Below are 22,764 nucleotides of genomic sequence, written 5' to 3'. Positions count from 1 at the left end.
CCCCACCCTCCCACCTGCCACTGACAACGCGCCCCCAGCGGCCCCGCGCCGTCCAGGTCCTGCGGCCGATGGGGCGGCCCGTCCCGACCTCCCGGTTCCGATCCGGAAGGTCGGGAAACGGGGAAGCGCCGGGCCGGGGGATTCCTGGCGCGCCGGCCTGGCAGAACAGTGCCCGGCGGGTATCCAGGAGCGCGACCGTACGTAAGATGTACCGGCCGCTGCGGCGGGCCGACCTCGGGGAGCCTGGCAGCGGACAAGGCGTACAGCAACGGTCCCTGGCGCGAGTATCTACGGCGGCGGGGCATCCGGCACACGATTTCGAAGGAGCCCGGCAGCCCGGCAGCCCGCCTGCGCAAAGCGTCACACGGCGGGCGGCCACATGGCTTCGATGAAGAGCGGTACAAGAAGCGCGACACCGTCGAACGGGCGGTCAACCAGCTCGAGCACGCCAGAACGGTGGCCGCCTGCTACGACACGCGCGGCTGCGTCTTCCTCGGCACCGTCACCGCCGCAGCCCTCACCATCCGGCTCCGTACATGATCGGCCGGAGAGCTTCTAGCCGGGATCATTGCTTCCCGGCGTGACAACCTCGTCCAAGACCCTGCGGACCGCCTCATAGGCCGAGGCGAAGACGGCCGCCTCCCCCGCGCCGCTCACCTCACGCCCTTCGGAACGGCCAGTCCCAGCCCGGGCCCTCCAGCGCTCCTCCTCGCCGGCAGCCCAATCCCGCGCCCGCTGAACCCGACGCAACAACTCATCAGAATCCACCACGTCAGCCATACACAGAACCTACCCACCAATCCCCCCACCACCCCGCCCAACTCCCAGCGCGAGCACACCCCCGAACCCGAACCCGAACGAACAGCAGCAACAGCCCCACAGCCCCGGTCCGAGCGCAAGCCCAGTCGCAGTAAGGACTTGCCGGTAATCAACACATCGGTTTGATCTTGTTCTTCTCGGGGTCGAGGAATCTGGCGATGTCTCCCGGCGTGCGGAAACGGGCTGTTGAGGCGGGGAGACAGACACCGTTGGCCTCCAGCAGCGGGCGGACATCTTTCACTGCACGGCTGATGATCATGGCGGTGGTGTTGAACAGCTGGCCGAGAAGCTCCTGAAGAGAGTGTTTCCGCAGGTAGAGGACGGTGACCAGGATCTGGTCGGCGGGAGTGAGTGTGGGTTTGCGGCCGGTGCCCGGGGCGAGGCGGCGTCGTCCGCCGCGGGCTGCGTGGCGGGCCTGCTCACGGCGCTCTTCCAGCCTGGGGATCAAGGAGTGGGTCAGGTCGCTGAGGTGCTCGCGGGACATGCCAGTCAGCTCTAGGTCCTGCAGGTCGTGGAGCAGGAGAGGGCGAGAGCCCTCGGCTGGCCATCCGCGTTGCCGGGGAAGGACTGGGCACGGTTGGTGATCTGTGGGTGAAAGGTGTAGTTCCAGTCTCCGTGGAAGCGGTGGCGTGTGATCGGCAAGGCGGCGATGGCTTGGTCGCTGACCCGGATGCCGGTTGGGTACTCACCGCTGTCGAGTTCGGCCTGCACTGTCAGACCGGTGCGACTGGTCGTCGCGGAGATGGCCCGAAGCATGACTTCATGGCTGGTCAGGGGCCTGCCGCGCCAGTTCATGGTGATGTGCGGGAACAGCCGGTGTTCGATCTTGTTCCACTTCGACGTGCCCGGCGGCAGGTCACACACGGTGATCTTCAGGCCGGTCTCGGCGGCGAGGTCGGCCAGGTGGGTCTTCCAGCCGCGGGTGCGGTAGTGGAGCCCCGCCGTCGGCGGTGATCAGCAGTCGGCGGGCGCGGGGGTAGTCGTGCCGGCCTCGGGCCCGCCACCAGCGCTTGATCGACGCGACAGCGAATGCCGCCGTGTCGTGATCGGTGCCGATGGTGACCCAGCCGGTGTTCGCCGCCATGTCGTAGATCCCATATGGGATCGCCTTCTCGGCGTGGCCCGGGAAGTCGTGCGTGTTGACCCTGACGGGCTGCCATTCGTGCCCGGCGTTCTTGTATTCGCCGATCAGCTCCCTTCTTCTTGGTGTCCACGCTGATCACCGGGTCCCCGGCGTCCCGGTGGCCGCGTGCCTGCTCGTTGAGGTATCGGAACTGGGCGTCCCTGTCCGGGCGTCGGGTGCCTTCGATGGTCTTGGCGCTGGCCTGCAGGCTGAAGCCTTCCTGCCGGAGCAGGCCGGCGACCGTGTCGGCGGAGACGCGATGGCCCTGCCGGGTCAGCTCCGCCGCCAGCTTCCGGGTCGACTTCGTCGTCCAGCACAGCGGTGACATCGGATCGCCCCGCTCGTCAGGCTCGACCAGCGCCGGCCGCAGCCCCGCATTCAGCTCGGTCACCTTCTTCCGGCCTCCACCGGGACGCCGGACCCGCCCCAACAGGGCTTGGCCAGACTCCAGTTCAGCCATCCCGCGCGAGACCGTGCCCTCCCGGACCCCAGCCGCAGCGGCGACCAGCCTGATCCCGCCATGCCCCAGCGACCGCGCTTCCGCTCCTATGGCGAGCCGACGTTGACGCTCGTCCAGATGCGGCAACAACACCTGGAACTTCGCAGCCAGGGTGGCCTGGGTGGCCTCAATCCCTTCCGCTCTCCGCATACCAGAACAACGATCCCCGCAACTGGAAGCCACGACTTGTTCCCCGGCACGCCCTAATACTGCAACGGGGTCTGCCGTGACTGCTGGCCAGGTTGGTCGTTGGTGTGGTTACGGGTGGGGACCTTGCTGATGTGCGTGTGTGGGCGAGTGAGTTGGATGCGGTGCACGGGTGGTTTGTGCACCGGTCGGAGCCGCGGGAGTCGGCGCTGGTCTATATGCGGGGGCTGATCGCTCCGCTTGAGCGCAAGAACGGCTGGACGCTGGCCGAGGAGGCAGGCCACGGCGGGCCGGACCGTATCCAGAGGATGCTGAACCGGATCGAGTGGGACGCCGACGAGGTCCTCCACGACGTGCGCGACTACGTCCTGGAACACCTCGGCGACCGCGAAGCCGTGCTGATCGTCAATGACACCGGCTTCCTGAAGAAGGGCGTCCGTTCGGCCGGCGTGCAACGGCAGTATTCGGGCACAGCCGGCCGAACGGAGAACTGCCAGATCGGGGTGTTCCTCGCCTACGCCACCGGCCGCGGACGCACGCTGATCGACCGGCGGTTGTATCTGCCCACGTCCTGGACGGACGACCGGGACCGCTGCCGCCGGGCCGGCATCGACGACCACGTAGCTCCCGAGACGAAGGTGGTCATGGCCAAGGCGATGGTCCGAAAGGCCATCGCGGACCGGATCCCGTTTCGGTGGGTGACGGCGGATGCCGCCTACGGGTTCAGCAAGGGCTGGCGGTTCGAACTCGAGCAGGCGGACGTCTTCCAGGTCATTGCCACCACCCGGCACGACACCGTCGTCACCCGCTGGGCACTCGACCACCCCGTCCACGACCTGTTTCCCGGCCTGCCACGGCAGAAGTGGAAGCGCCGTTCCTGCGGCGAAGGAGCACACGCCGACGGATCTACGACTGGGCCCGCGTCGAGGTCAGGCCCTGGCACCGCGAAGACCGCCGGCACTGGGTCATCGCCCGCCGCAGCGTCAGCCGCCCCGAGGAGATCTCCTACTACATCGCCTACTGCCCCGCCGACACCACCCTGGATCAACTGATCCGCATCGCCGGCAGCCGCTGGGCGGTGGAGGAGTGCTTCCAGACCGCGAAGCAGGAGTGCGGCCTGGACGACTACCAGGTCCGCCGCTATCCGGGCTGGCACCGCCATATGACCCTCGCCATGGCCGCCCACGCCTGCCTCACCGTCCTGCGCGCCCGCCACCTGGACACGGACAAAGCAGAAACGGATCCTCCCAGCTCATCCACCTCAGCCTCGCCGAGATCCGACGCCTGATCACCCGCCTCACCGACCGTCGCCCCACTCCCATCGACCACGTCCTGCACTGGTCGACATGGCGCCGACGACGCCAACACCAAGCCCGCACCACAAACGACGCGGACACAGCCCCTGAAAACTGCCCAGCAATCAGAACAGACACCGTTCCAGTACTAGTCCGCGGCCTACAAGAAGATCGACCCGCTGATAACCGCCGCGGTCATCAGCTAAGGGAGCGCCCCGCCCGTCACGGCAGGCGCACCACTACCTCCGACCTCAGACAGGTCAGAACGGGCTCATTACATATCGCGGGGCAGTGTCGAATTTATCCGGGCAGCCGTGACAACTCACCTCACTTGCGGTAGAAAATAGTCCGTACTCTCGCATGCATCAACAGATGAGCTGGGTTGACGTAAGGACACGAACCAGTTGTTCCCCGAGGGGGGTAAATGAGCTACCCAACTCCTCTAGTTGGCAGAGGAATTAACTCCACACCCGTTGGGGCGGTATATTTCTCTGCGGTCGACAGACAAGCTCAAGCTTTCCTTAAGGAAAAGGAGCGAAGGGCGGCAATCGAGCGCAGCCTCCTCTTGAACGTGCTCTTCGAAGAGGCTGTCATAATTCCGGATGTCTTCTTTTTCATATCACAGGGCCTCGATGATCACATAAAGGCTTTCGATGGACAGGTGCGCGATAGCTTACTGGAGACTGCCATCTCCTCCGGAATCGTCATTCCGGCCCTCCGGGAAAACTATTCAAGTTTTTCCGAGGCTCATGACGATATCCGTCAATCAGCAGGGCTTGGACTTCTTGAATCGGAGTCATGCGAAAGATTGGCGGCGAAATTAGATATTGCAGCAGCTAGGGCGGGTGAATCATTCAAGACTATCCGCTGGGGATACGAGAGCGTAGGAAATGCGTACAGTCAAAAGCTTATCAAGCTACTGCAGCCAGACCAGGAAAACGATACAGCGCCGGACCAATCTCCAGCTTTTCGCGAGATCTGGGAGGCAACGCGAATATGGCGTCAGGGTGCCCTTACTGAGGCCAAGGAAAGAGGGGGAGCCGGATTTCGTCGCGGCACGTACATGACGGTCATCGGCGAATCGCTTGGAATATACGACGTACCGATCAACGACATCAGCCAACTTTTTGATGCGGCGAGCAATGAGCATCAACTCCGCTCCCTAAAGGCTCTTTGCTACTGGATGAACGAGTGCTATGCATACAACCAGGCTCGCTCTTTCGGTGCTATACCGAGCATGCCTAACTTCCATCCAAAGCTTGGTCCGGTATTGGTGCAAGCGCTTGAGCCACCCGTAGTTGACGTCGGCGTGGACGTTCAGGGGCGATCTTTCGCGGCAAAATTCCCTCCTCCTCGCGTCCTGCTCGATATGGATTCCCAGGTCTTGCTCTCCATACGTAACAGCTCAAGCGTGGAAGAGTTCTTCGTTGCTTTGAAGCAGTGGCGAAGCGACCCGTCGAATGAGCGCCTGGCGCGCTGGGTTGGAAAGTGCTTTGAGAGCTACGGGAGAATTTTGCAAGAGGCCGCCTATAAGGGGTTGAAGGCTGACGAGGGGCTTATCCAATTAGTCTTGGCGAACACACGGGGACCGGCGGCTGGCGTAGGCTATGCGGCGAGCCTCGCCACGTCATCGATCGCGACAGAGATTCTTGCTAACCATCAGCTGAAGTATGGACTATTTGCCGCAATTGGCACCATGGGATACGCGACCTTTAGATGGACCAGAGACAGACCCAGAAAGCAACAGAAAGAATTCCGAGCAATAGAACTCAATCTTCCGCAATTTCGCGCACCCGGAAATAGTCCTTAACGTTTGCTTGCCGTGGGAGACGGTCTACAAACGCCATCGCCGCTGGTCGGCGGACGGTTCTTGCCGGTGTCCGAGGGGTCCCATCACGGCGGGCACGGAGCGAGGGGCCGGGGCCGCCTGTGTGACGGGCTTGCATACCCCCTGCTGAGGCGCGGGGTGAGCGCGCTCGGTGGTGGCTCAGATGGATTTGAGGACGCGGATGCGGTCGGCGATGGCGCGGCGGGCGACGTCGGAGGTGAAGGCGATGGAGTCGAACTCGTGCGGGGCGCCGGGGTGCAGGTGGAATTCGACCGGCACGCCGGCGCGGCTGAGTTTGGTGGCGTAGGCGGTGTCTTCGTCGCGGAAGACGTCGAGCTGGCCGACCTCGATGTAGGCCGGCGGCAGGCCGGTGGCGTCCTCGAGGCGGGCCGGGGCCGCCGTGGCCGGGACGTCGGGCCCGTCGGCGGCCTCGCCGAGCAGGGCGGGCCAGGCGGTGAGGCTGTCGTCGTAGGACCACAGCGCGTAGGGCGCGATGTGGGGGTCGGGGGTGGTGGTGCGGTCGTCGAGCATCGGCATGATGAGGATCTGGCGGGCGATCTTGGGGCCGCCGCTCTCGCGGGCGAGGATCGACACGGCTGCGGCCATGCCGCCTCCGGCGCTGTCACCCATCACGCCGATCCGGTCGGGGTCGACGCCGAGCTCGGCGGCATGCTCGTGCAGCCAGCCCAGTGCGGTGTAGGCGTCCTCGAGCGGAGTCGGGAAGGGGTGCTCGGGGGCGCGTCGGTACTCGCCTGACAGCATCGGCACGCCGCCGGCGGAGACGTAGCGGGCGACCGGGCCGTCGAACAGGTCGATGTGGCCGAAGATGTATCCGCCGCCCTGGAAGAACAGCACGGCCGGGCCCGGCGCCGCGCCGTCCTTACCAGCGCATGGTGATCCGCGCGCCGTCGCCTGCAGTCGTGTGGTACTCGCTGGTCTGCACGTCGGCCGGGATCGGCTGGGCCGTTCCCGCGGCGCCGATGATCGGCTCCCACATGGCGCGCCGCGCCGCGATGTCCCCCACTGCCGGTGGTGTGGCGTCCGCCATCGCGCCGGCCATCGGGGCCAGCGCCTCGGCGATTTCGGGATCCAGACTGAGTGCCATGGTCTTTTCCTTTCGGTGGAGGATCGGCGTCAGGCGGCGGACGGGACCACGATGACCTTGCCGTGCACCGCGCCTTCGGCGGCCCGGGCGTGGAGCGCCGGCAGCTCGGCCAGCGGCACCCGCTCGGCGACATCGACGCGCAGCTCGCCGCGGTCGATCAGCGCTACCAGCTGGGCCAGCTGGTCGGCGTCGCTGCGGACGAACAGGTCGATGCCGCGTACGCCGCGCTCCTCGTCGCTGGGTGCGGGCATCCACACCGTCGTGTTCACCACGACCCCGCCCGGGCGGACGAGGGTGACGAGCGCGGCCAGCTCGGCCGGGTCGACCGGCGCGAGGTTGAGTGCGAGGTCGACCGGTTCGGTCACCGCTGCGGTCACTCCGGTGGTGGTGTGGTCGATGACTTCGTCGGCGCCGGCTGATGTGACTGCCTCGGTGCTGCGCGGGCCGGCTGTGGCGATGACGTGGGCGCCGGCGTTCTTGGCCAGTTGCACGGCGTAGCCGCCGACCGCGCCGCCGGCTCCGTTGATCAGGACGCGTTGCCCGGCCGTCAGCTTGCCGTGGTCGAACAGCGCCTGGTAGGCGGTCAGGCCCACCAGGGGCAGTGCGGCGGCGTCAGCCAGGGGGACGCTCTTGGGGGCCGGGGTCAGGGCTTCCGCCGGCGCGAGGACGTACTGCGCGGCGGCTCCGGTGCCGTCCATCGGCAGGAAGCCGACGACGTCGTCGCCGACGGCGATGCCGGCCACGCCCTCGCCGACCGCGTCGATGGTGCCGGCGACGTCGATGCCGGGCGTGTGCGGCAGCTGCACCGGTATGGGGCCTCGCATGAAGCCGGCGCGGATGTTGCCGTCGACGGGGTTGAACGACGTCGCGGCGACGCGGATGCGGACCTGCCCGGCCCCGGGGACGGGCTGCTCCACGTCCTCGTAGCGCAGGACGTCGGAGTCGCCGTACTCGTGGAAACGCACTGCCTTCATTTCGGTTCTCACCTTCACTGCGATCGATGTTGCTTCGAATTCGAAGCAACTGTTGATGACGGTACCTCTACTTCGAATTCGAAGCAAGTGTTGTGGGTTACTGCCGGTGCGAGCGCATCGCGGCGGCGAGTTCGACGGCGGCGCGGCCGATGCAGGCGCGCAGCCGCGCCGCGTCGCTGAGCGCCGTGGCCTGCCAGTCGGCGGGGCCTGCGACGACGACCGTGGGCACGGGTTGCGAGCACCGGGGTCGCCACCACCAGCCCGTCCGCTGTCACGACCGCCGCGATCGCCTCCCGCAGGTCGAGGCTGGCGCGGCCCTGGGCGGAGTGCTGAGCGAGGTCGGCCGCCAGCCGGTGCAGCTCCAGCACCTCCACCTCGGCGCGTGCACCCGGCTGCCAGTGACCGGCACACGGCCTCCGCGACCAGGTCCGCGAGCAGGCGGGTCGGGCGCCCGTAACCGACGCCGGCGCACAGGACGGCCAGAGACACCGGGCTCCACGCGGCGGTGCTCATCCCGGCATCGTGTTCATGGCTTCTGCGCTGCGGCCGGGCTGTCGTGCCGTCCCCGGGGAGGGCCAAGGACGACGTTGCGCGAGGCAGGGGATGTTCATGGCCGGTCCTCGGGATACGTGGGCGGCGGCGCCGTCCTCCTGCTCGTAACCCTGCGCCGCGGCACTGTCCGAACTCCATGTTCTGCGGTGCTCAGTCGGGCCCAACACTGCCCACACCGTGTGCTCACGAGGTCACCGCATCGGGCCGGGCGACCCTCGCGCCCGTCCGATCCACCTGTCCGGGTGGCACCGGAACTCACGGAGGAGTTCAGTTCCAGCTCCGCCTGGGGTGGCTGGACGGCACCACGCCACACTCTTCGAATTCGAAGCAGTAGACTCCGGTCATGCCTGATTCACCGCCGTCACTCGACCCCGTGCAGCTCGGCGCCTACTTCGACCTCATCGAGGTGACCAGCCTGCTCCGGCATGCAGTCGAGCAGCAACTGCGCGAGGCCGGCGATCTCAGCTATGTGCAGTTCCAGCTGCTGGCCCGCCTCGGGGACTCTCCGACGGGCAGCCACCGCATGACCGACCTGGCCGACGGCGTCGTCTACAGCCGCAGTGGCCTGACCTATCAGGTGGATCTGCTCCAGAAGGAGGGCCTGGTCGTCCGGGCTCCCTCGCCGGACGACGAGCGGAGCATCACCGTCACCCTCACCGATGCCGGGCGTGCGCTGCTCGCGAAGGTGCTGCCGGGTCACATCGAGGTGGTCAACGGCCTGCTGTTCGAGCCGCTTTCGCGCGACGACGTCAAGGCCCTCGCCGACCTGCTGGCTCCGGTGCGCGACCACATGCGCTCGACGCCGCCCCGCTCGGCCGCGCCTCGCCGCCGTAAAGCCGGAGCATAAGGACTCGACCCAGACCACGCAGTAGGGACACGACACGTCCCGCTCGACGCCGGGCCAAGGGGAAGCGACGAGCCACGCCGAGGACAAGGGCTGTGGCGTAGCACCCGGACGACGTCGAGTCGGTGCTGCGTACATGCGAGCAGCGCTCTCCGTCCCGTGAGCTGCCCCGCACTCGGTACCACTCACGTAGAAAGCGCTTCATCCCACCGATCTTCGGCGGCAAGACATGCCTGACGAAAGGAGCTCGGATTGGGTGCGAGGGACCTGGCAGACCGGCTGGCGGAGGCTCGAGCCGGTGCGCTCGTGGGCAGGGAGCAGGAGCGGGCGGTGCTCGACCTGATGCTCTCGGGCGCGGCGCAAGCGCCGCTCGTCGCCTACCTGCACGGTCCCGGCGGCATCGGCAAGGCCTCGCTGGTGCGCTACGCCGCCCGGCAGGCCGAGCTCGCCGGCCGCCGCGTGGTGCACGTGGACGGACGGTTCCTCGACGCCGACTCGAGGAGGCCGCCGCCCCGGCGTGCGCCGAACCCGGCACGGTGCTGGTCATCGACACCTTCGAACAGTGCCAGCCCCTCGAGACGTGGCTGCGCGACGCCTTCCTGCTACGGCTCGCCCACCATGCGATCGTGGTGGTGGCCAGCAGAGTCGCCCCCGACGCCGACTGGTCGCTGGACCCTGGATGGGCGCGACTGTTCACCGCACTGGCCGTGCAGCCGCTCGACGCCGCCCAGTCCGACGCCCTGCTCGCCGCCCGGGGGGTCCCCGCCGAGCAGCGCGGCGCCTTCGGCGCCTTCGCCGGAGGCAGCCCGCTCGCTCTCTCGCTGGTCGCCTCCCTGCCCCCGTCCGCACCCGGCGCGCCGTGGTACCCGACCGGCGGCGTGCTGACGACCCTGGTCGAGCGGCTGGTGGGTGACCTGCCCAGCGCCGTCCACCGGCGCGCCCTCGAGGTCGTCGTACAGGCGTACGTCACCCGTGAGCCCCCTGCTGCGCGCGGTACTGGGTGACGAGGACACCCATACGGTGTTCCCCTGGCTGCGCCAGCTGCCCTGCATCGAGGTCACACCTGAAGGGCTGCACCCGCACGACGCGGTGCGGACGGCCCTCGAGGCCGACCTGCGCTGGCGGGACCCCGAGCGCTACGACGACATCCGCGCCCGCATCTCCCTCGCCGGCCTGCACGCCGTACGCTCCGCCACCGCCGACGACGCGCTCCTACGAGTCGCGGAACGGATGTTCCTCTTCCGCGACCACGAGGGCCCGGACGATCTGTACAACTACCGGACGCACCCCCACATCGAGGACACTCCGCTGCGGCCCGACGGCGTGCCCGCCGTGCTGCGCGTGGCCGAGGAGGCCGAGGGCCCGGCATCGGCAGCGGCGGTCGCGCACTGGCTGCGTCGCCAGCCGGACGCCTTCCGCGTCCACCGCTATGCGGGCTCCACCACACCTGTTTCGTTCATGGCCATCCTGCGGCTTGACGCACCGCTGCCCGAGGACCGTGCCGAAGACCCGGTCATCGCAGCGGTCTGGGACCTCGTGGAGACGGCCGCTCCCCTGGGACCGGGCGAGCATCTGGGCATCCGCCGCTTCGCGGTGCAACCCGGCGGGCACCAGCGGCCCTCACCCCTGATGGAACTCAGCAGCCGGCGCACCATCGGCGAGGAGATGAGGAGCCACGGACGCGCGGTCACCTTCAGCGTCTTCGAAGACGCCGACCGGTGGGGACGCTACCTCGCCGAGGCCGGAATACCGGAAATGAGCAGCACAGGTGTGTGCCTCGGGCAGGCGCTGGCCGCGATGCTCGTGGCATGACCAAAGCGAGTGTCCCGATCACCGTCTTCGCCCGTATAACGTCCAGCCCCGCCCACACCTACCAGGTCATCGTGCCGATCGACCTCGCCCGGGTGTTCAAGCCGTGGGGACCGTTCCCCGGCGTCGCGGAAGTGCGCGACCAGACCGGCACCTGGAACCAGCCGGGGATGTCGCGCCAGACCTGGTTCACCGACGACTCCAAGGCCGACGAGCGGCTTACCGAGATCGCGGAGGGGCACGGGTTCGCCTACGAGCCGAGTGGCTTCACCAACGTGCTGGCCAAGCTGACCTCCGGGGTGCGCGGCGAGTGGTCGTTCCTGCCCGATGGCACCGGCACGTCGATCCGGTGGACCTACGACTTCCGGCCGCTGCCAGGCCGCCGCTGGATCGCCGCGGGGCCGTTCAAGCAGCTCTGGATCCGCTACATGGGCGCTGCACTCACACGGATGGTGACCGTGGTGCAGGAAACGCCCAATGCCATCATGGAGAAGTGAGCGCCCTGAGCGGCCGGTGGTTTGGACTCCGCTACCACCGGCCGGTGCCTGCGTAGTTCAGCGGCGTTGACCTTGACGTGAGGCAAGGCCGGGCACAGCAACCGCCGTCACCCGGCGTCGCGGTGAGGTTGGAGAAGATCTGCCGCGTCAGGTTGATTCCGAGTTGGCCGACCGGTCTGGAGCGACGTGAGCAGAGCTCTCAGGCGCGCTGCGGGATGAAGGGGGTGGCGGCGGAGCGGGCCCGCTGCCACATGCCGGACATCTGCTCCTCGGGACGCTGCTGCTCGCCGTGCAGGGCGTTGAGCACCACCAGGCATCCGGTCAGCGCCGGCACCGCCCACTGCGCGAAGGCCAGCTGCTGCTGGGCCGAGTCGATGTCGATGGGGTGCTGGGCAGCCTTCTCGGCGTCCTCCGGGTCGGGGGAAGAAGCAAGCTCGACCTTCTTACCCAGGACACGGGCGTAGGCAGTTGCGGCGAGGGCCGCGACGGTGACGGCGGTCTTGACCGCGGTGGAGGCCCCGACCCCCTTCTGGGTGGCGACGCGGTGAGCGTTCACCGCAAGCAGCCCCCCGCCGCCGAACAGGTGCGCGCCGATGGCCGCAGCGTTGACGGGTGTCCACTTCGCCCATCCCGATGAGGCGATCCGTGCCCTGGCCTGGGCGGTTTCGCTCACCTCCTGTGCTGCCCCGTTGAGACCGACCGCGCCCATGAGGGAGCCGCCGAACCAGGCTGCCAGGCCCACATCGTGCAGGCTGCGGATGAGGGTGTTGCGATCGGACATGACAGTGCTCCTTGGAACTGGGGACGGGTGCCGACGGGAATGTCGAGTACCACCCCAGCCTCGCCGCAGCCTTCACCGGCCGCTATCCCGACTGACCCGAACGGATGCCAGGCACCCGAGCGAGCCCCCACGGCCGCCTGACGTGCCTGGCTGGTGATCGACTCCCATTCGGGCCGCGCCGCGGCATGGGTGCGGTGAACGATTAGTCCGGCCGACCAATCGGGTCTGCACTGGTATGACTCGAATCATCGCTGACATCTCGGTCTCTCTCGACGGCTTCGTCACCGGCCCCGACCCCGGCCCGGACAACGGTCTGGGCACCGGCGGTGAAGCCCTGCACACCTGGGCGTTCTCCGACGATCCTGACGACCGCCGGTATCTGCGCGAGGGCACCGCCCGCTCGGGTGCCGTCGTCCTCGGTCGTCACCTCTTCGACGTGGTCGACGGGCCGAACGGCTGGAACGACAAGGTCGGCTACGGCGCGGACCAGGTCGGCAGGCCCGCGTTCGTCGTCGTGACGGCCTCGCCGCCGGGGTCGGTGCGGCTCACCGGGCTCGACTGGACGTTCGTCAGCACCGGCCTGCCCGACGCCGTCGCGGTGGCACGAGAGCGCGCCGAGGCGTCGTCGTCGGACACCGGCAGGAATCTCGACGTCGTCCTCATGGGTGGCGGCGCCACGATCGGTTCGGCACTCGACGCCGGGCTGGTGGACACGCTGACGCTGCACCTCGCCCCCGTCGTGCTGGGCGCCGGGACGCCCTTGTTCACCGGCAGGGCGCCGCGCACGCTCGCGCAGCGGAGCGTGACCCCGACATCGACGGCGACGCACCTGACCTACGACGTCCTCTGAACCGACCGACGAGAAGGGACCCTCCCGGCGACGACCGGCGGCCCAGGACCGAGTGGTCCGTGCGAGGTTCGGAGTGCGCCTGCACACCCGGCAGAAAATAATAGCCATGGACATAGTAGCCATGTATTGTATTCGGCATGAGCAAGGTACTACCGGACCCCACGCCCGGCTTCCTGGTATGGCGGCTCGCCAACAAATGGCGCGTCGCGGTCGATCGCGCGGTGGCTCCGCTGGGCCTCACCCACGCGCAGTACTCACTGGTGGCGTCGCTGTACGGCATGCAGCGCGCCGGTGAGCGGCCCAGCCAGCGCCGACTCGCCGACCACACCGGCCTGGAGGCGCTGTACGTCTCGAAACTGGCGCGCACCCTGGAGTCGTCCGGTCTGATCGAGCGCACCCGCGACCCCCGCGACCCCCGCGCCGTACAACTCGCCCTCACCGAGCAGGGGCAGGCCGTCACACGGCAGGCCATCCCTGCGGTCCAGGAACTGCTTCAGCAGTTGCTGGAACCGCTCGGCGGCCTCGACACCCCGCGGACGCGCGCGTTCACCGACGAGCTGACGACCCTGCTCGACGCACCCCTCACGGCATCCCTACCGACCGACGAGAGCACCAAGGGGACAACATCATGACTACCGCTGCATCCACCGCCGAACCCGTCGCCGACGCCCGCGCCCTCGCTCTGGCCCACTACGCCGCCCGCGGTGTCCTGGAGCACGTCCTGGCCCGGCACCGCATCACCTTCCAGCAGCAGATCGCCCTGCGCGCCGCCCTGACCGCCGACGCCCCGCTGACGCCGGACGATCTCGTCGCCCGGGTCCACGACTCCCTCAAGAGCGACCGCGTCGGCATCCGCGCCACTCTCGACGAACTGCTGGCCGAGCACCTGCTCGTCGCGGACGGTGCGTACCTTCGCCCCACAGATGCGGGGCGCGATCTGGTCGCCGCCGTCGGCGCGGAGACCGCTCCTCTCAGCGCCCGTGTCTGGGGCGGCATACCCGCCGCGGACCTGGCTGCCACCGGCCGTGTCCTCGCCCTGGTCAACGAGCGGGCCAACGCGGAGCTTGCGGCGCTGACGGCCTGATCGCCTACCCGGCTGCCCGGCTAGCCCGGCTGGTCAGTAACCGGTGGGTCTCACCAGCGCCGACTCGTACGCGAACACCGCCGCCTGAGTGCGGTCCCGCAGTCCCAGCTTGACCAGGATGCGGCCGACGTGTGTCTTCACGGTCTGCTCGGCCACGACGAGGTGCCGGGCGATCTCCGCATTGGACAGGCCCTGCGCGATGAGTGTCAGGACCTGCGTCTCGCGCTCGGTGAGGTCGCCGACGCGCTCCTTCAGCGGAGCTCGCGGGGTGTCGTTCAGCCGGGAGAACTCGGCGATCAGCTTGCGGGTGATGCCGGGCGCCAACAGGGCCTCACCGGCCGCGACGATCCGCACGGCCTCGGCGAGCTGGTCGGCGGAGGCGTCCTTGAGCAGGAATCCGGACGCCCCGGCGCGCAGCGCCTCGTACACGTACTCGTCGAGGTCGAAGGTGGTGAGCACCAGCACCCTGACCTCGGGAGTGGCGACGGTGATGCGACGGGTGGCCTCGATGCCGCCCAGTTCGGGCATGCGGATGTCCATCAGGACGACGTCCGGGGACAGTTCGGCGACCCGCGCCACGGCGTCGAGTCCGTCGACCGCCTGCCCGATCACCTCGATGCCCGGGTGGGCGTTGAGCAGCACGGTGAAACCCTGCCGGACCATCTGCTGGTCGTCGGCGATCAGTACGCGGATGGTGCCGCTCGTCATCGGGGCTCTTCTCCTGTGGGGGCCGGCCGTGCGTCCTGTGGAGGTGCGGGCGCGCGGGTCCCTGCGGTGGATGGCGCCTTGCGCCCTGTGAATGGATCCTGCCGTGGCTGCGCACGTGGGTCCCGTCGGGGATGCGGTCACTGCGGCTTCGGACCGGGCTCGGGGAAGACTGGTGCGAGGCCGGCGGGAGGGTCGCTGCCCTCGGGGGCGGGGAGGGCGGTGCCGTCCTTCGGGAGGAACGCCGACACGGTGAAGCCGCCGTGCAGCGTCGGGTGCGCGGCGACGTGGCCGCCCAGCATCACGGCCCGCTCCCGCACGCCGAGCAGCCCGTGCCCGGCGCCGGGTGAGGACCGGGCCGGCCCGCTCGGTCGGGAGTTGGTGACCTCCAGGTGCAGGCCCCGCGGTTCGTGGGTGACACCGACCCGCACCTGGGAACCGGGGGCGTGCCGCAGCGCGTTGCTCAGCGCCTCCTGCACGATCCGGTAGGCCGACAACTGCACGCCCGGCGGATAGGCCGACGCCTCGCCGCGCGTCTCGGCGACGACCTCGAGTCCGGCGGCACGGGTGTTGTCGATCAGGGCGTCGAGCCGGTCGAGCGTGGGCTGCGGCGCGTCCGGGGCGGTTCCGGTGCCGGTCGCGCCGAGGCCGTACGGGTCCTCGGGGTTCTCGGAGCGCAGCACGCCGAGTACCCGGCGCAGTTCGGTGAGCGCCTCCAGGGCGTTCTGCCGGATGCCCTCCAGGTTCTCCCTCAGTTCTTCGGACGGGTTCTGTACCAGGTGCGGGGCCACCTGCGCCTGGATGGAGATCACCGACATGTGGTGTGCGACCACGTCGTGCAGTTCGCGCGCGATGCGGTTGCGCTCCTCCAGCAGGGTGCGACGGGCGCGTTCCTCGGCGGTTATGCCGGTCTGCTCGACGAGTTGGTGGCGGGCCTCACGGCGGCCGCGCAGGGCGGTGCCGAGGAGGACGACTGCGGTGAACAGGGACACCGCCACCACGCCGGACGGCTCGTAGTTCGCGCCGCCGATCACTCCTTGGACGGCGTAGGTGGCCAGCGCGGTCAGGGCGAGCACCTCGGCCGACACCCGGGTGGGCAGCCGCAGCGACAGCAGCAGCAGGATCATGCAGTGCGCGGTCAGCCCGGGCGGCCCCCACGGCCAACTCGGATCGCCCGGGTGTGGATCGTCGAACAGATGAGGCCGGACGGTCAGGGCGGTGACGACCGTGATGACCAGGGACATCCACCACGCCGGCATCGGACGCCACAGCGCGAGTGCCACCGTGAGGCCCTGCAACACCGCGCACAGCACGCCGAACTGGGCGCCGAGGCGGTAACTGTCGGCCAGGAAGTCGACGTTGGCGACCGCGGAGCCGAACGCCACCAGGCAGACCAGGCCGTGCGGCAGCCAGCGCAGCCACACCGAGGGCGGCAGCGGAGCCGCGCGGACCGTCCACAAGTCGTCGCGCAGCACCCGCATCAGGCGGGCCAGGCGCACCTCCACTCCCTTGTTCATCCGCCCCACCCTAAGCACGGCCGGCCTCTCGCAGCTCCGGGTTCTCCCGCAGGCCTCCGACACGCACCACCCGCGACCCGGCCCGACCCGGTTTCGGGGGCCGCTTGCCGCGGCTCTCGAAGCCGTGGAACGCCGCCCAGCACACCACCAGCACCGCGGCGAAGACCGGCAGCCAGAGCAGCCGGGCGCCCACCCAGCCCAGGTCGTCGGGCACGGTGTGCAGGCCGGGCAGGCGGCCCGCCAGGAGGCCGGTGGCCGTGGTCGCCATCAGGGCGGTCTGGTGCCAGAGGAACACCGTCATCGCGGACAGGTTCACCAGGGCGACTGCCGCCCAGACCGGCGGTCTGCGCATGCTCCGCCGCAGCCGGTCGCGCAGCAGCAGGGCCGCGCCGCACTGGGCCAGTCCGAAGGTGACCGCCGCGAGCGTCGGCGGGTCGAGGTTGGACACCGCCGCGCCGGGCACGCCGACCATCGACGCCGGATAGCCTGCCCAGGCCACGAGAACCACCGTCGCCGCCGTCCCCGCCCCGCACAGGATCCAGCCCGCACGCCTGCCCTCCAGTTCACCGCGCGTCCAGGCCGCGCCCAGCGTGTACGGCACGAGCCAGCCCGCCGCCACGTTCACCCAGCCGAGCCAGGACGGGCCGTCAAGACCGAAGCGGACCAGGTCCACATGGAGGGTCACGGCCAGCGGCCACAGCGGGTTGAGACGGGCCAGCAGCGGGGTCGCCGCCGTGAGGCCCGCGAACACCAGCAGGAACCACAGCGGTGACAGCGCCAGCTTCGCCACCGTGTGCACGGTGGCGAAGGACGCGCCGCCGAGCAGCAGACACGTCGAGGCCGCCGTCCACACGGTCGTCATGGCGAGCACCGGTAGGAACAGACGGGCCAGACGGGTCCGCAGCCAGCGGCCGTACGTCCCGCCGGCCGCCCGGGTCGAGGCGTGGCTTCTCGTCGCCACGTGGCCGCCCACCATGAAGAACACCGCGAGTGTCTGGAACAGCCAGGACACCGGGGCCAGCCAGGGCATGTGGCCCAGCGGGCTCTCGGCGCGCAGGGCGCCGCCGTCGGCGACGAGCGCGGTCACCAGCCAGTGGCCGAGTACGACGCCGAGGATCGCCAGGGCACGCAGGGCCTCGACGGCCCGGTCCCGGCCGGGCGGGGTGGCCGCGTCCAGTCGGCCGGCCGCCGCCCGGATACCGGAGAAGGACGGGAGGTAGCGTCGCCGCACCGGGCGGCCGCCGGTCTTCTCAGCCACGGGTGACCTCCCCCGCTCGGCCGAGGACGATCCGGACGACGTTGGCCAGACAGATCGATCCCGGTCGGAAGTAGTCGCTGTGTCCGCCGTCTCCGGCGGAGAACACCCGGGCACCGAAGGCCGGGGACAGCGGGTCCCTGCCGAAGCCGATCGTCGTGCCGAACAGGCCGACGTCGGCATGCGGGACCTCCGCGACCCAGTCGCCGCCGCCGCGGGCCGCCCACACCCGCGCCCGGGTCCCCAGGTCCGCCGCCGAGTCCCTGCCCGTGCCAGGACTGGCGAGGAGGACCAGCTCCGCCACGTCCAGACGGTCGGCGGCCCGCCCGCACACGACCGAGCCGTACGAATGGCACAGCAGCGTGATGCGGGTGTCCGGGCCGGCGATGCGGCGCGTGGTGCTCACGAGATCCCGCAGGTCCGGGGCCGCTTCGTCGGCCCGGTCGGGGGTCAGGGCGGTGGTGCTGACCGTGCCCGGAGTGGTGTAGCCGAGCCAGGCGATCACCGCGGTGCCGGTGCCGGCCGGTCCCTGCCGGACGAGTGCCCTGCGGAGGGACACCGCGGCGGCGTGGAGCCGCTCGTAGGTGTCCAGCGAGGTGTCCGAGCCGGGCACGAGCACGGCGACGTGGCGGGCGTGGGGCAGGTCGCCGAACACTTCGACCGCCCGGCCAAAACCGCGGCCGTCGAAGGACAGAAGCCTGCGGGAGGGCAGCGCGAGCGCACGATCGGCCGAGGCGCGGTGCCGGTCCCCGTGGTCGGCCGCCATGCGGGCCGCCAGCGCGGCGTTGGCCCGGTTGGCCGCGTACGCCCCCTCCAGGGTCGACGCCGTCACCGGTGCGAGGGCGGCGGGGGCCGGGGCGGGAATGCGCGGCCGGACCGCGGCCGTGAGCGGCACGACGACGGCCGCGGTGACCAGGACGGCCAGCAGGGCACGGACCCGTCGCCGGGCGTGGACCGTTGTGCTGTCACGGGCCGGTGCGCCCTCGCGGACCGGTCCAGGTCCGCGCGGTGCTCCGCCGTCACCCGGCCTGCCACCTCCCCGCCGGCCCGCTGCACCGAACGTTCCGCCCCCTGCACTCCTGCTGCGCCCTCGTACGGCGACCCACCCCGCTCCGACCCCCATCGCCCCCCGCCTCCCCGACCGCTCCGCCCGGCCATCGGGCGTCGCTGGAAAGGAAGTTAAGGATCACGGACCGTCGCCCGCGACCCCCTGGGGAGGTGTCCTTGGAGGTAGCTCTCAGGTACTAGGGGTACGACACCGCCCTCGACCACCGAGTCCTCTCCCCCACGCGTGCTGGAGGTGACGAGGATCAGCGCAAGGGCACCGGCCGTCTTCCGGAAGGGCGGTGGGTGTGCGGGACGAGCAGTGCCAGGGCGCCGGTCGCCTCGGACAGGTGAGGGAGAGCGCCTGCCCCGCTCCAGCGCCCGGTGGCACGCGGTCGGCCGACTGACGGAGGTCCTCCCGCTCGCGTGGCGGGACCGTACCTTCCTGCTCACGCACCGTTTCGCCGTGCCCGATCTGACATCACGGGGGCTGCCGCGGCCCCGCACGGGCCTGTAGACCGGCGACGGCCCCGACGTGTTACTGGCCGACGGCACCCGGCTGCGACCCGACACGGTCATTGCCGCCACCGGGTACCGGCCCGACCTGCACGGCCTGGTCGGGTCCCTGGGCGTACTCGACGGAGCCGGGCAGCCACTCGCCGTAGGCGCGCGACCCATCCGGAGGCCGCGCGCCTGTACTTCGGCGGATACACCAATCCCCTGACGGGTGTCCTTCGCCGGGCGGGCATCGACGCGCGCGACCGCCGACGCGTTCCGGCGCGAGACGGCGCGGGCACCCCTGCTCGCCCGCCGCATCGGCCACCGCTGTAGGTAGTGGCGCGTGGAGTCGCGACGAGCCGTTCAAGCACGGTGAGGACGGTCGGACCACGGCAGGTCATGCAGTATGGACCAAACGGGATAAATTGCATATATTTCTCTTCACCCTGCCGGGTCGTGCGGTGCCGTGAGGCGCCGCGACACTTGCCTGCCCCGAGGTGGGCGGGCGAAGAGACCGGCGGAGGTACTTTCGATGGTTCCCTCAGTGTCTTCTCCTCACGACGGCCGGTGGCCGCTGCCACGCGGTGGCGCAGGCCGCGCGACGGACCGGAAGGGAGACAATGCATGAACTGGCGCGAGCTGGCCGCCTGCCGTTCCGAGGATCCGGAACTCTTCTTCCCGGTCGGTGAGGACGGCCTGTCGCAGCAGCAGATCGAGCGGGCCCGGGCGGTCTGTCACCGGTGTCCCGTCGTGAGGGCATGCGGCGCCTGGGCCCTGCGCAACGGCGAACGCGACGGCGTGTGGGGAGCGATGACCGTGGAGGAACGCCGGAGGCGACGCCGGCGCGTCTGAGCAGGCACGATGCCCACGCTCCCCGGAATGGGGCGGACTGTCACGCGGCGGCCCGCTGCCGAGGCGAGACGGACTCCGGCCCGCATCGGAGGTACGCCTTCGCCGCACATGCCGGTCGCGAGGGACGCGCGGCGTCACGTGACGGCGCGGACGTTGCGCCTGGCCGCAGCCGCCACGTGGACCCCGGTGATCTTCACGATCTCGTGCCAGAACGGCTTGGCCGTCAGGTAGGCGCCCAGCGCGGACATAGCCCCCAGGGAGACGTCGACACTGAGGCGTCCCCGCTCGCCCCAGTAGACGTCGCGCAGATCGAGCAGCAGCGCGAACTCGTCGCAGATGAGCGCGGTGCCGCAGCCGTAGGCGGTGGCGACGACCGGGTGTCCGACGGCCCGCTCGTCACCGCGGACGGCGATCAGACCTACGCCGGTCAGTGCGGCGATGCCGAAGTTGTAGTGATGAAGGTGCTCCCCGCCGACGGACATGTTGCCCCAGGGCAGCCAGCCTCCACGGATGCCGTGGGTGATGACCCTGACGGTGCCGAAGGTGACTCCGAAGGACACCCAGGTCATCAGCAGGGACCGCTGCACCGGAGTGAGATGCGTCTTCGCCGTCTGGCGCCACCGCCGTACGAGTTGCCGCCCTCCCCCGGCGTGGCGGTCTTCCGTACTCGTCCTCATCGCTGACGCCCTTCTCGTACCTGAACAGGCCGGCGATCATCAGCAGGGTCCCGGCGACGGCCACCCGGTGTGAACGTTCGGTGGGCGGCACGGCCTCGTCCCGCGCCGGGGGTGTCGCCGCACGAGTCCATTCAGCGGCTGGGGCGGGCGGGCCGCAAACGGTGGTGATCCGTTGGTGGGTGCCGGTGCCGGTGCCGAAGGACGTCACCTCGTGGAGGGGGCGGCGCTTCGGCACACCCGATGTGAACGCTTCATGGGCGGCGCGGTCTCATCCGGCCGACCCCCCGGCCGACGTCTCGGATGCGGACAGCGCCCGTCGGACCGGATGCCTACGCTTTGCGGGCGAGCAGCTGAACCTCGCGGAACTGCCGCCGGTCGGTGGGCTGGGGCTCACGGATCATCCGGGCCACCTCGGCCAGCCCGGAACTGCGCAGCATCCCGGCGAGGTGATCGGGCGACCACCGATAGGCCGGCGCGACCGCGTGATCGAAGACCTGCGTCGCGCGGGACGGATCGTCGCTTGCCGAGAAGCAGATCAGAAGGTGGCCGTCCGGTGCCAGCACACGATGGAACTCCGCGAGGACGGCGGGGAGTTCGTGCGGCGGAGTGTGGATGATCGACCAGCGGGAGAGTACGCCGCCCAACGTGCCGTCAGCGATGCTCAACGCGGCCATCGAGCCCACGTCGAACCGCAGGCCCGGGTAGGCCTGCCGAGCCAGCTCGATCATCACAGGAGAGGCGTCGAGCCCGAACGCCGTCAGCCCCAACTCGTCGAGATGAGCGGTGACATGACCTGGCCCACATCCGAGGTCCGCGACCTGACCGCCCCCACTCGCTCGTACGGCTTCGGCGAAAACCCCCAGAACCGCACGGTCCAGGGGACTGTCACGGAGCGAGTCACGGAACAGCTGCGCGTAGGTGGCGGCAGCGGCGTCGTAGGCCTCGCGGGTGACACTGAAGGCATCGTGTTCGACCATGTCCGGGACAGTAGTACCGGGCGCTGCGGCGAGCTCAACCCGCCTCACCACCCTTGGCGCCGAGTTTCCGCAACACCCCCGTGACGTTGGCCCGGTACGTCCGTAATGCTTGCAGCCCGGCCGCGTAACGGTCACGATGCCGTGCGATGTCGGCGGCCTGCCTCTTCGCCCGCACGGCGTGCCAGATCTCGGTCGTGTGATGGCGGCGCTTGCAGGTGACGTCGGCGACGGCAGTGGCCCGCTCTTCGCGCGTATGACGGGTGTTTGCGTCGCTGTCCCGTTTCCAGGCGTCGTCCGTGTAGGCCGCGACGGGGTCGGGGTAGTGGGCGAATCCTTGTCCTGCCACACAGCGGGACCACGCATCCCACGCCGCGCGGAGACGCGGATCGCGCTTGACCGACTTGTCGATCTTGATCGTCCGCGTGCTTGCGTAGAGCCAGTCCCGCTTGCGGTCGATGCCGCGCATGAGCCGTCGATCCGCCTCGGCGTTGCAGGCCGGCCAGTCCGCGTACTCGGCGTCGGTCATGCGGCGCCCCTTGGGCGTGAGGGCCAGGTGTTTCGACGGGTCCCAGCCGTAGCCCCAGCGTCGGGCTGCGTCCAGGTCGAGGGCACCGTAGTCGGTGCCGACCGCAATGGCGACGAAGGGATCGTGAGGATCGCGGGGGTCGAGCGGGAAGTCCGGGTGGCCGCGACCGGCCATGCACTGGCGGACCAGCAACGCCGATGCCTGCCGGAATCGCCGGTAGTCCTGTGGTGTGTAGTCGAAGCGGTCGGCCGGTAGGGGGCCAAGGTCCGGCTTCGTGCGGATGGGTTCCGCAGGCTCCGGGCCGGAGGCACACACAGCCGCCAGTACTGTCGCTCCCGCTACGGCCCCGAGCCGCCCCCGCCTCGTCATGACCCGCGATGCTAGAGGTTGTCCCGTAACCAGTGGTGCGGCTGGGGCGTTGGTCGGGCATGGCTGGGGTGATCTCTGCAGGTGATCCGAAGTGGATCGAGCCGTTTGCGGGTCTGACCGAGGGGCAGTTCGCGAGG

At 69.6% G+C, this 22,764-nt stretch carries 21 protein-coding genes and 4 pseudogenes; 12 read left to right on the top strand and 13 right to left on the bottom strand.

The genetic code is table 11. The features are described 5' to 3' along the window. Positions 1-928: 928 nt before the first annotated feature. Positions 929-2,591: pseudogene (locus AC0ZLC_RS34015) on the bottom strand (ISAzo13 family transposase). A 104-nt stretch (positions 2,592-2,695) separates the two neighbouring features. Between AC0ZLC_RS34015 and AC0ZLC_RS34010 the strand changes: the two are divergent. Beyond that, positions 2,696-3,876: pseudogene (locus tag AC0ZLC_RS34010) on the top strand (IS701 family transposase). A 431-nt stretch (positions 3,877-4,307) separates the two neighbouring features. Beyond that, the gene (locus AC0ZLC_RS34005) at positions 4,308-5,693 is read left to right on the top strand and encodes a hypothetical protein (protein ID WP_476755781.1); all 1,386 of its coding nucleotides are present in this window, start codon (positions 4,308-4,310) and stop codon (positions 5,691-5,693) included. A gap of 177 nt (positions 5,694-5,870) precedes the next feature. On the opposite strand, the gene AC0ZLC_RS34000 is transcribed toward AC0ZLC_RS34005, so the two are convergent. The 4 genes from AC0ZLC_RS34000 to AC0ZLC_RS33985 form a co-directional block, all read right to left on the bottom strand. Further along, on the bottom strand, positions 5,871-6,566 hold the full coding sequence (locus tag AC0ZLC_RS34000) for an alpha/beta hydrolase (protein WP_476755780.1): 696 nt from the start codon (positions 6,564-6,566) through the stop codon (positions 5,871-5,873). Between the two features lie 25 nt (positions 6,567-6,591). Beyond that, positions 6,592-6,816 carry a hypothetical protein gene (locus AC0ZLC_RS33995; RefSeq protein ID WP_476755779.1) on the bottom strand — a complete coding sequence of 75 codons (225 nt, stop codon included), beginning with the start codon at positions 6,814-6,816 and terminating at the stop codon, positions 6,592-6,594. A gap of 29 nt (positions 6,817-6,845) precedes the next feature. Then, positions 6,846-7,790, bottom strand: coding sequence for an NADP-dependent oxidoreductase (locus AC0ZLC_RS33990; protein WP_476755778.1), 945 nt, complete (start codon positions 7,788-7,790; stop codon positions 6,846-6,848). A gap of 97 nt (positions 7,791-7,887) precedes the next feature. Next, entirely contained in the window at positions 7,888-8,019 is a 132-nt protein-coding gene (locus tag AC0ZLC_RS33985) for a hypothetical protein (RefSeq protein ID WP_476755777.1), read from the bottom strand. A 666-nt stretch (positions 8,020-8,685) separates the two neighbouring features. Between AC0ZLC_RS33985 and AC0ZLC_RS33980 the strand changes: the two genes are divergently transcribed. The 5 genes and pseudogenes from AC0ZLC_RS33980 to AC0ZLC_RS33960 all read left to right on the top strand — a co-directional run bounded on the left by AC0ZLC_RS33980 (position 8,686) and on the right by AC0ZLC_RS33960 (position 11,492). Continuing rightward, the gene (locus tag AC0ZLC_RS33980; protein ID WP_476755776.1) at positions 8,686-9,189 is read left to right on the top strand and encodes a MarR family winged helix-turn-helix transcriptional regulator; all 504 of its coding nucleotides are present in this window, start codon (positions 8,686-8,688) and stop codon (positions 9,187-9,189) included. 303 nt (positions 9,190-9,492) lie between these two features. Beyond that, positions 9,493-9,666: pseudogene (locus AC0ZLC_RS33975) on the top strand (hypothetical protein); the annotation flags it as partial. 56 nt (positions 9,667-9,722) lie between these two features. Continuing rightward, entirely contained in the window at positions 9,723-10,190 is a 468-nt protein-coding gene (locus AC0ZLC_RS33970; RefSeq protein WP_476755782.1) for a hypothetical protein, read from the top strand. Further along, entirely contained in the window at positions 10,159-10,998 is an 840-nt protein-coding gene (locus AC0ZLC_RS33965) for a hypothetical protein (RefSeq protein ID WP_476755775.1), read from the top strand. Before AC0ZLC_RS33970 ends, AC0ZLC_RS33965 begins: the two co-directional genes overlap by 32 nt. Further along, positions 10,995-11,492: an SRPBCC family protein gene (locus AC0ZLC_RS33960; RefSeq protein ID WP_476755774.1), complete on the top strand. Its 498-nt coding sequence runs from the start codon at positions 10,995-10,997 to the stop codon at positions 11,490-11,492. The genes AC0ZLC_RS33965 and AC0ZLC_RS33960 overlap by 4 nt, the downstream gene beginning before the upstream one ends. A 199-nt stretch (positions 11,493-11,691) precedes the next feature. Here the strand turns inward: AC0ZLC_RS33960 and AC0ZLC_RS33955 are convergent, their stop codons facing one another. Continuing rightward, complete coding sequence (locus AC0ZLC_RS33955) at positions 11,692-12,273, bottom strand: hypothetical protein (protein ID WP_476755773.1); 582 nt, start codon at positions 12,271-12,273, stop codon at positions 11,692-11,694. A gap of 235 nt (positions 12,274-12,508) precedes the next feature. Here AC0ZLC_RS33955 and AC0ZLC_RS33950 point away from each other — a divergent pair, with 235 nt between their 5' ends. The 3 genes from AC0ZLC_RS33950 (at position 12,509) to AC0ZLC_RS33940 (ending at position 14,207) form a co-directional block, all read left to right on the top strand. Continuing rightward, the gene (locus AC0ZLC_RS33950) at positions 12,509-13,123 is read left to right on the top strand and encodes a dihydrofolate reductase family protein (protein WP_476755772.1); all 615 of its coding nucleotides are present in this window, start codon (positions 12,509-12,511) and stop codon (positions 13,121-13,123) included. 137 nt (positions 13,124-13,260) lie between these two features. Then, on the top strand, positions 13,261-13,755 hold the full coding sequence (locus tag AC0ZLC_RS33945) for a MarR family winged helix-turn-helix transcriptional regulator (protein ID WP_476755771.1): 495 nt from the start codon (positions 13,261-13,263) through the stop codon (positions 13,753-13,755). Beyond that, on the top strand, positions 13,752-14,207 hold the full coding sequence (locus AC0ZLC_RS33940; RefSeq protein WP_476755770.1) for a MarR family transcriptional regulator: 456 nt from the start codon (positions 13,752-13,754) through the stop codon (positions 14,205-14,207). Before AC0ZLC_RS33945 ends, AC0ZLC_RS33940 begins: the two co-directional genes overlap by 4 nt. 33 nt (positions 14,208-14,240) lie before the next feature. Here the strand turns inward: AC0ZLC_RS33940 and AC0ZLC_RS33935 are convergent, their stop codons facing one another. The 4 genes from AC0ZLC_RS33935 to AC0ZLC_RS33920 all read right to left on the bottom strand — a co-directional run bounded on the left by AC0ZLC_RS33935 (position 14,241) and on the right by AC0ZLC_RS33920 (position 18,807). After that, positions 14,241-14,915 carry a response regulator gene (locus AC0ZLC_RS33935; RefSeq protein ID WP_476755769.1) on the bottom strand — a complete coding sequence of 225 codons (675 nt, stop codon included), beginning with the start codon at positions 14,913-14,915 and terminating at the stop codon, positions 14,241-14,243. Between the two features lie 137 nt (positions 14,916-15,052). Further along, a complete protein-coding gene (locus AC0ZLC_RS33930; protein WP_476755768.1) occupies positions 15,053-16,429 on the bottom strand; it encodes a sensor histidine kinase in 1,377 nt (458 codons plus the stop codon). A 10-nt stretch (positions 16,430-16,439) separates the two neighbouring features. Continuing rightward, positions 16,440-17,687: an acyltransferase family protein gene (locus AC0ZLC_RS33925; RefSeq protein WP_476755767.1), complete on the bottom strand. Its 1,248-nt coding sequence runs from the start codon at positions 17,685-17,687 to the stop codon at positions 16,440-16,442. Beyond that, positions 17,680-18,807 carry an alpha/beta hydrolase gene (locus AC0ZLC_RS33920; protein ID WP_476755766.1) on the bottom strand — a complete coding sequence of 376 codons (1,128 nt, stop codon included), beginning with the start codon at positions 18,805-18,807 and terminating at the stop codon, positions 17,680-17,682. Before AC0ZLC_RS33920 ends, AC0ZLC_RS33925 begins: the two co-directional genes overlap by 8 nt. Before the next feature lie 1,043 nt (positions 18,808-19,850). On the opposite strand from AC0ZLC_RS33920, the gene AC0ZLC_RS33915 reads away from it, so the two are divergent. Continuing rightward, positions 19,851-20,078 (top strand): WhiB family transcriptional regulator, encoded by a 228-nt coding sequence (locus tag AC0ZLC_RS33915; RefSeq protein ID WP_476755765.1) that lies wholly within the window; start codon positions 19,851-19,853, stop codon positions 20,076-20,078. A 134-nt stretch (positions 20,079-20,212) separates the two neighbouring features. Here the strand turns inward: AC0ZLC_RS33915 and AC0ZLC_RS33910 are convergent, their stop codons facing one another. The 3 genes from AC0ZLC_RS33910 to AC0ZLC_RS33900 form a co-directional block, all read right to left on the bottom strand. Next, complete coding sequence (locus tag AC0ZLC_RS33910; RefSeq protein ID WP_476755764.1) at positions 20,213-20,755, bottom strand: hypothetical protein; 543 nt, start codon at positions 20,753-20,755, stop codon at positions 20,213-20,215. 329 nt (positions 20,756-21,084) lie between these two features. Continuing rightward, on the bottom strand, positions 21,085-21,732 hold the full coding sequence (locus AC0ZLC_RS33905; protein ID WP_476755763.1) for a class I SAM-dependent methyltransferase: 648 nt from the start codon (positions 21,730-21,732) through the stop codon (positions 21,085-21,087). 34 nt (positions 21,733-21,766) lie between these two features. After that, positions 21,767-22,627, bottom strand: coding sequence for a hypothetical protein (locus AC0ZLC_RS33900; RefSeq protein ID WP_476755762.1), 861 nt, complete (start codon positions 22,625-22,627; stop codon positions 21,767-21,769). Between the two features lie 59 nt (positions 22,628-22,686). Here AC0ZLC_RS33900 and AC0ZLC_RS33895 point away from each other — a divergent pair. Further along, positions 22,687-22,764: pseudogene (locus AC0ZLC_RS33895) on the top strand (IS5/IS1182 family transposase); the annotation flags it as partial.

The organism is Streptomyces sp. GLSS-08 (assembly GCF_056387915.1).
The sequence above is the reverse complement of the archived record's forward strand: the minus strand, read 5'-3'. Positions and strand labels throughout refer to the sequence as shown.

What these genes read in the sequence shown, in the direction of transcription:
- AC0ZLC_RS34005 (WP_476755781.1), top strand. Translation starts at nt 4,308, where the DNA reads ATGAGCTACCCAACTCCTCTAGTTGGCAGAGGAATTAACTCCACACCC.
- AC0ZLC_RS33995 (WP_476755779.1), bottom strand. Translation starts at nt 6,816, where the DNA reads ATGGCACTCAGTCTGGATCCCGAAATCGCCGAGGCGCTGGCCCCGATG.
- AC0ZLC_RS33990 (WP_476755778.1), bottom strand. Translation starts at nt 7,790, where the DNA reads ATGAAGGCAGTGCGTTTCCACGAGTACGGCGACTCCGACGTCCTGCGC.
- AC0ZLC_RS33980 (WP_476755776.1), top strand. Translation starts at nt 8,686, where the DNA reads ATGCCTGATTCACCGCCGTCACTCGACCCCGTGCAGCTCGGCGCCTAC.
- AC0ZLC_RS33960 (WP_476755774.1), top strand. Translation starts at nt 10,995, where the DNA reads ATGACCAAAGCGAGTGTCCCGATCACCGTCTTCGCCCGTATAACGTCC.
- AC0ZLC_RS33955 (WP_476755773.1), bottom strand. Translation starts at nt 12,273, where the DNA reads ATGTCCGATCGCAACACCCTCATCCGCAGCCTGCACGATGTGGGCCTG.
- AC0ZLC_RS33950 (WP_476755772.1), top strand. Translation starts at nt 12,509, where the DNA reads ATGACTCGAATCATCGCTGACATCTCGGTCTCTCTCGACGGCTTCGTC.
- AC0ZLC_RS33945 (WP_476755771.1), top strand. Translation starts at nt 13,261, where the DNA reads ATGAGCAAGGTACTACCGGACCCCACGCCCGGCTTCCTGGTATGGCGG.
- AC0ZLC_RS33940 (WP_476755770.1), top strand. Translation starts at nt 13,752, where the DNA reads ATGACTACCGCTGCATCCACCGCCGAACCCGTCGCCGACGCCCGCGCC.
- AC0ZLC_RS33935 (WP_476755769.1), bottom strand. Translation starts at nt 14,915, where the DNA reads ATGACGAGCGGCACCATCCGCGTACTGATCGCCGACGACCAGCAGATG.
- AC0ZLC_RS33930 (WP_476755768.1), bottom strand. Translation starts at nt 16,429, where the DNA reads ATGAACAAGGGAGTGGAGGTGCGCCTGGCCCGCCTGATGCGGGTGCTG.
- AC0ZLC_RS33920 (WP_476755766.1), bottom strand. Translation starts at nt 18,807, where the DNA reads ATGGGGGTCGGAGCGGGGTGGGTCGCCGTACGAGGGCGCAGCAGGAGT.
- AC0ZLC_RS33915 (WP_476755765.1), top strand. Translation starts at nt 19,851, where the DNA reads ATGAACTGGCGCGAGCTGGCCGCCTGCCGTTCCGAGGATCCGGAACTC.
- AC0ZLC_RS33910 (WP_476755764.1), bottom strand. Translation starts at nt 20,755, where the DNA reads ATGAGGACGAGTACGGAAGACCGCCACGCCGGGGGAGGGCGGCAACTC.
- AC0ZLC_RS33905 (WP_476755763.1), bottom strand. Translation starts at nt 21,732, where the DNA reads ATGGTCGAACACGATGCCTTCAGTGTCACCCGCGAGGCCTACGACGCC.
- AC0ZLC_RS33900 (WP_476755762.1), bottom strand. Translation starts at nt 22,627, where the DNA reads ATGACGAGGCGGGGGCGGCTCGGGGCCGTAGCGGGAGCGACAGTACTG.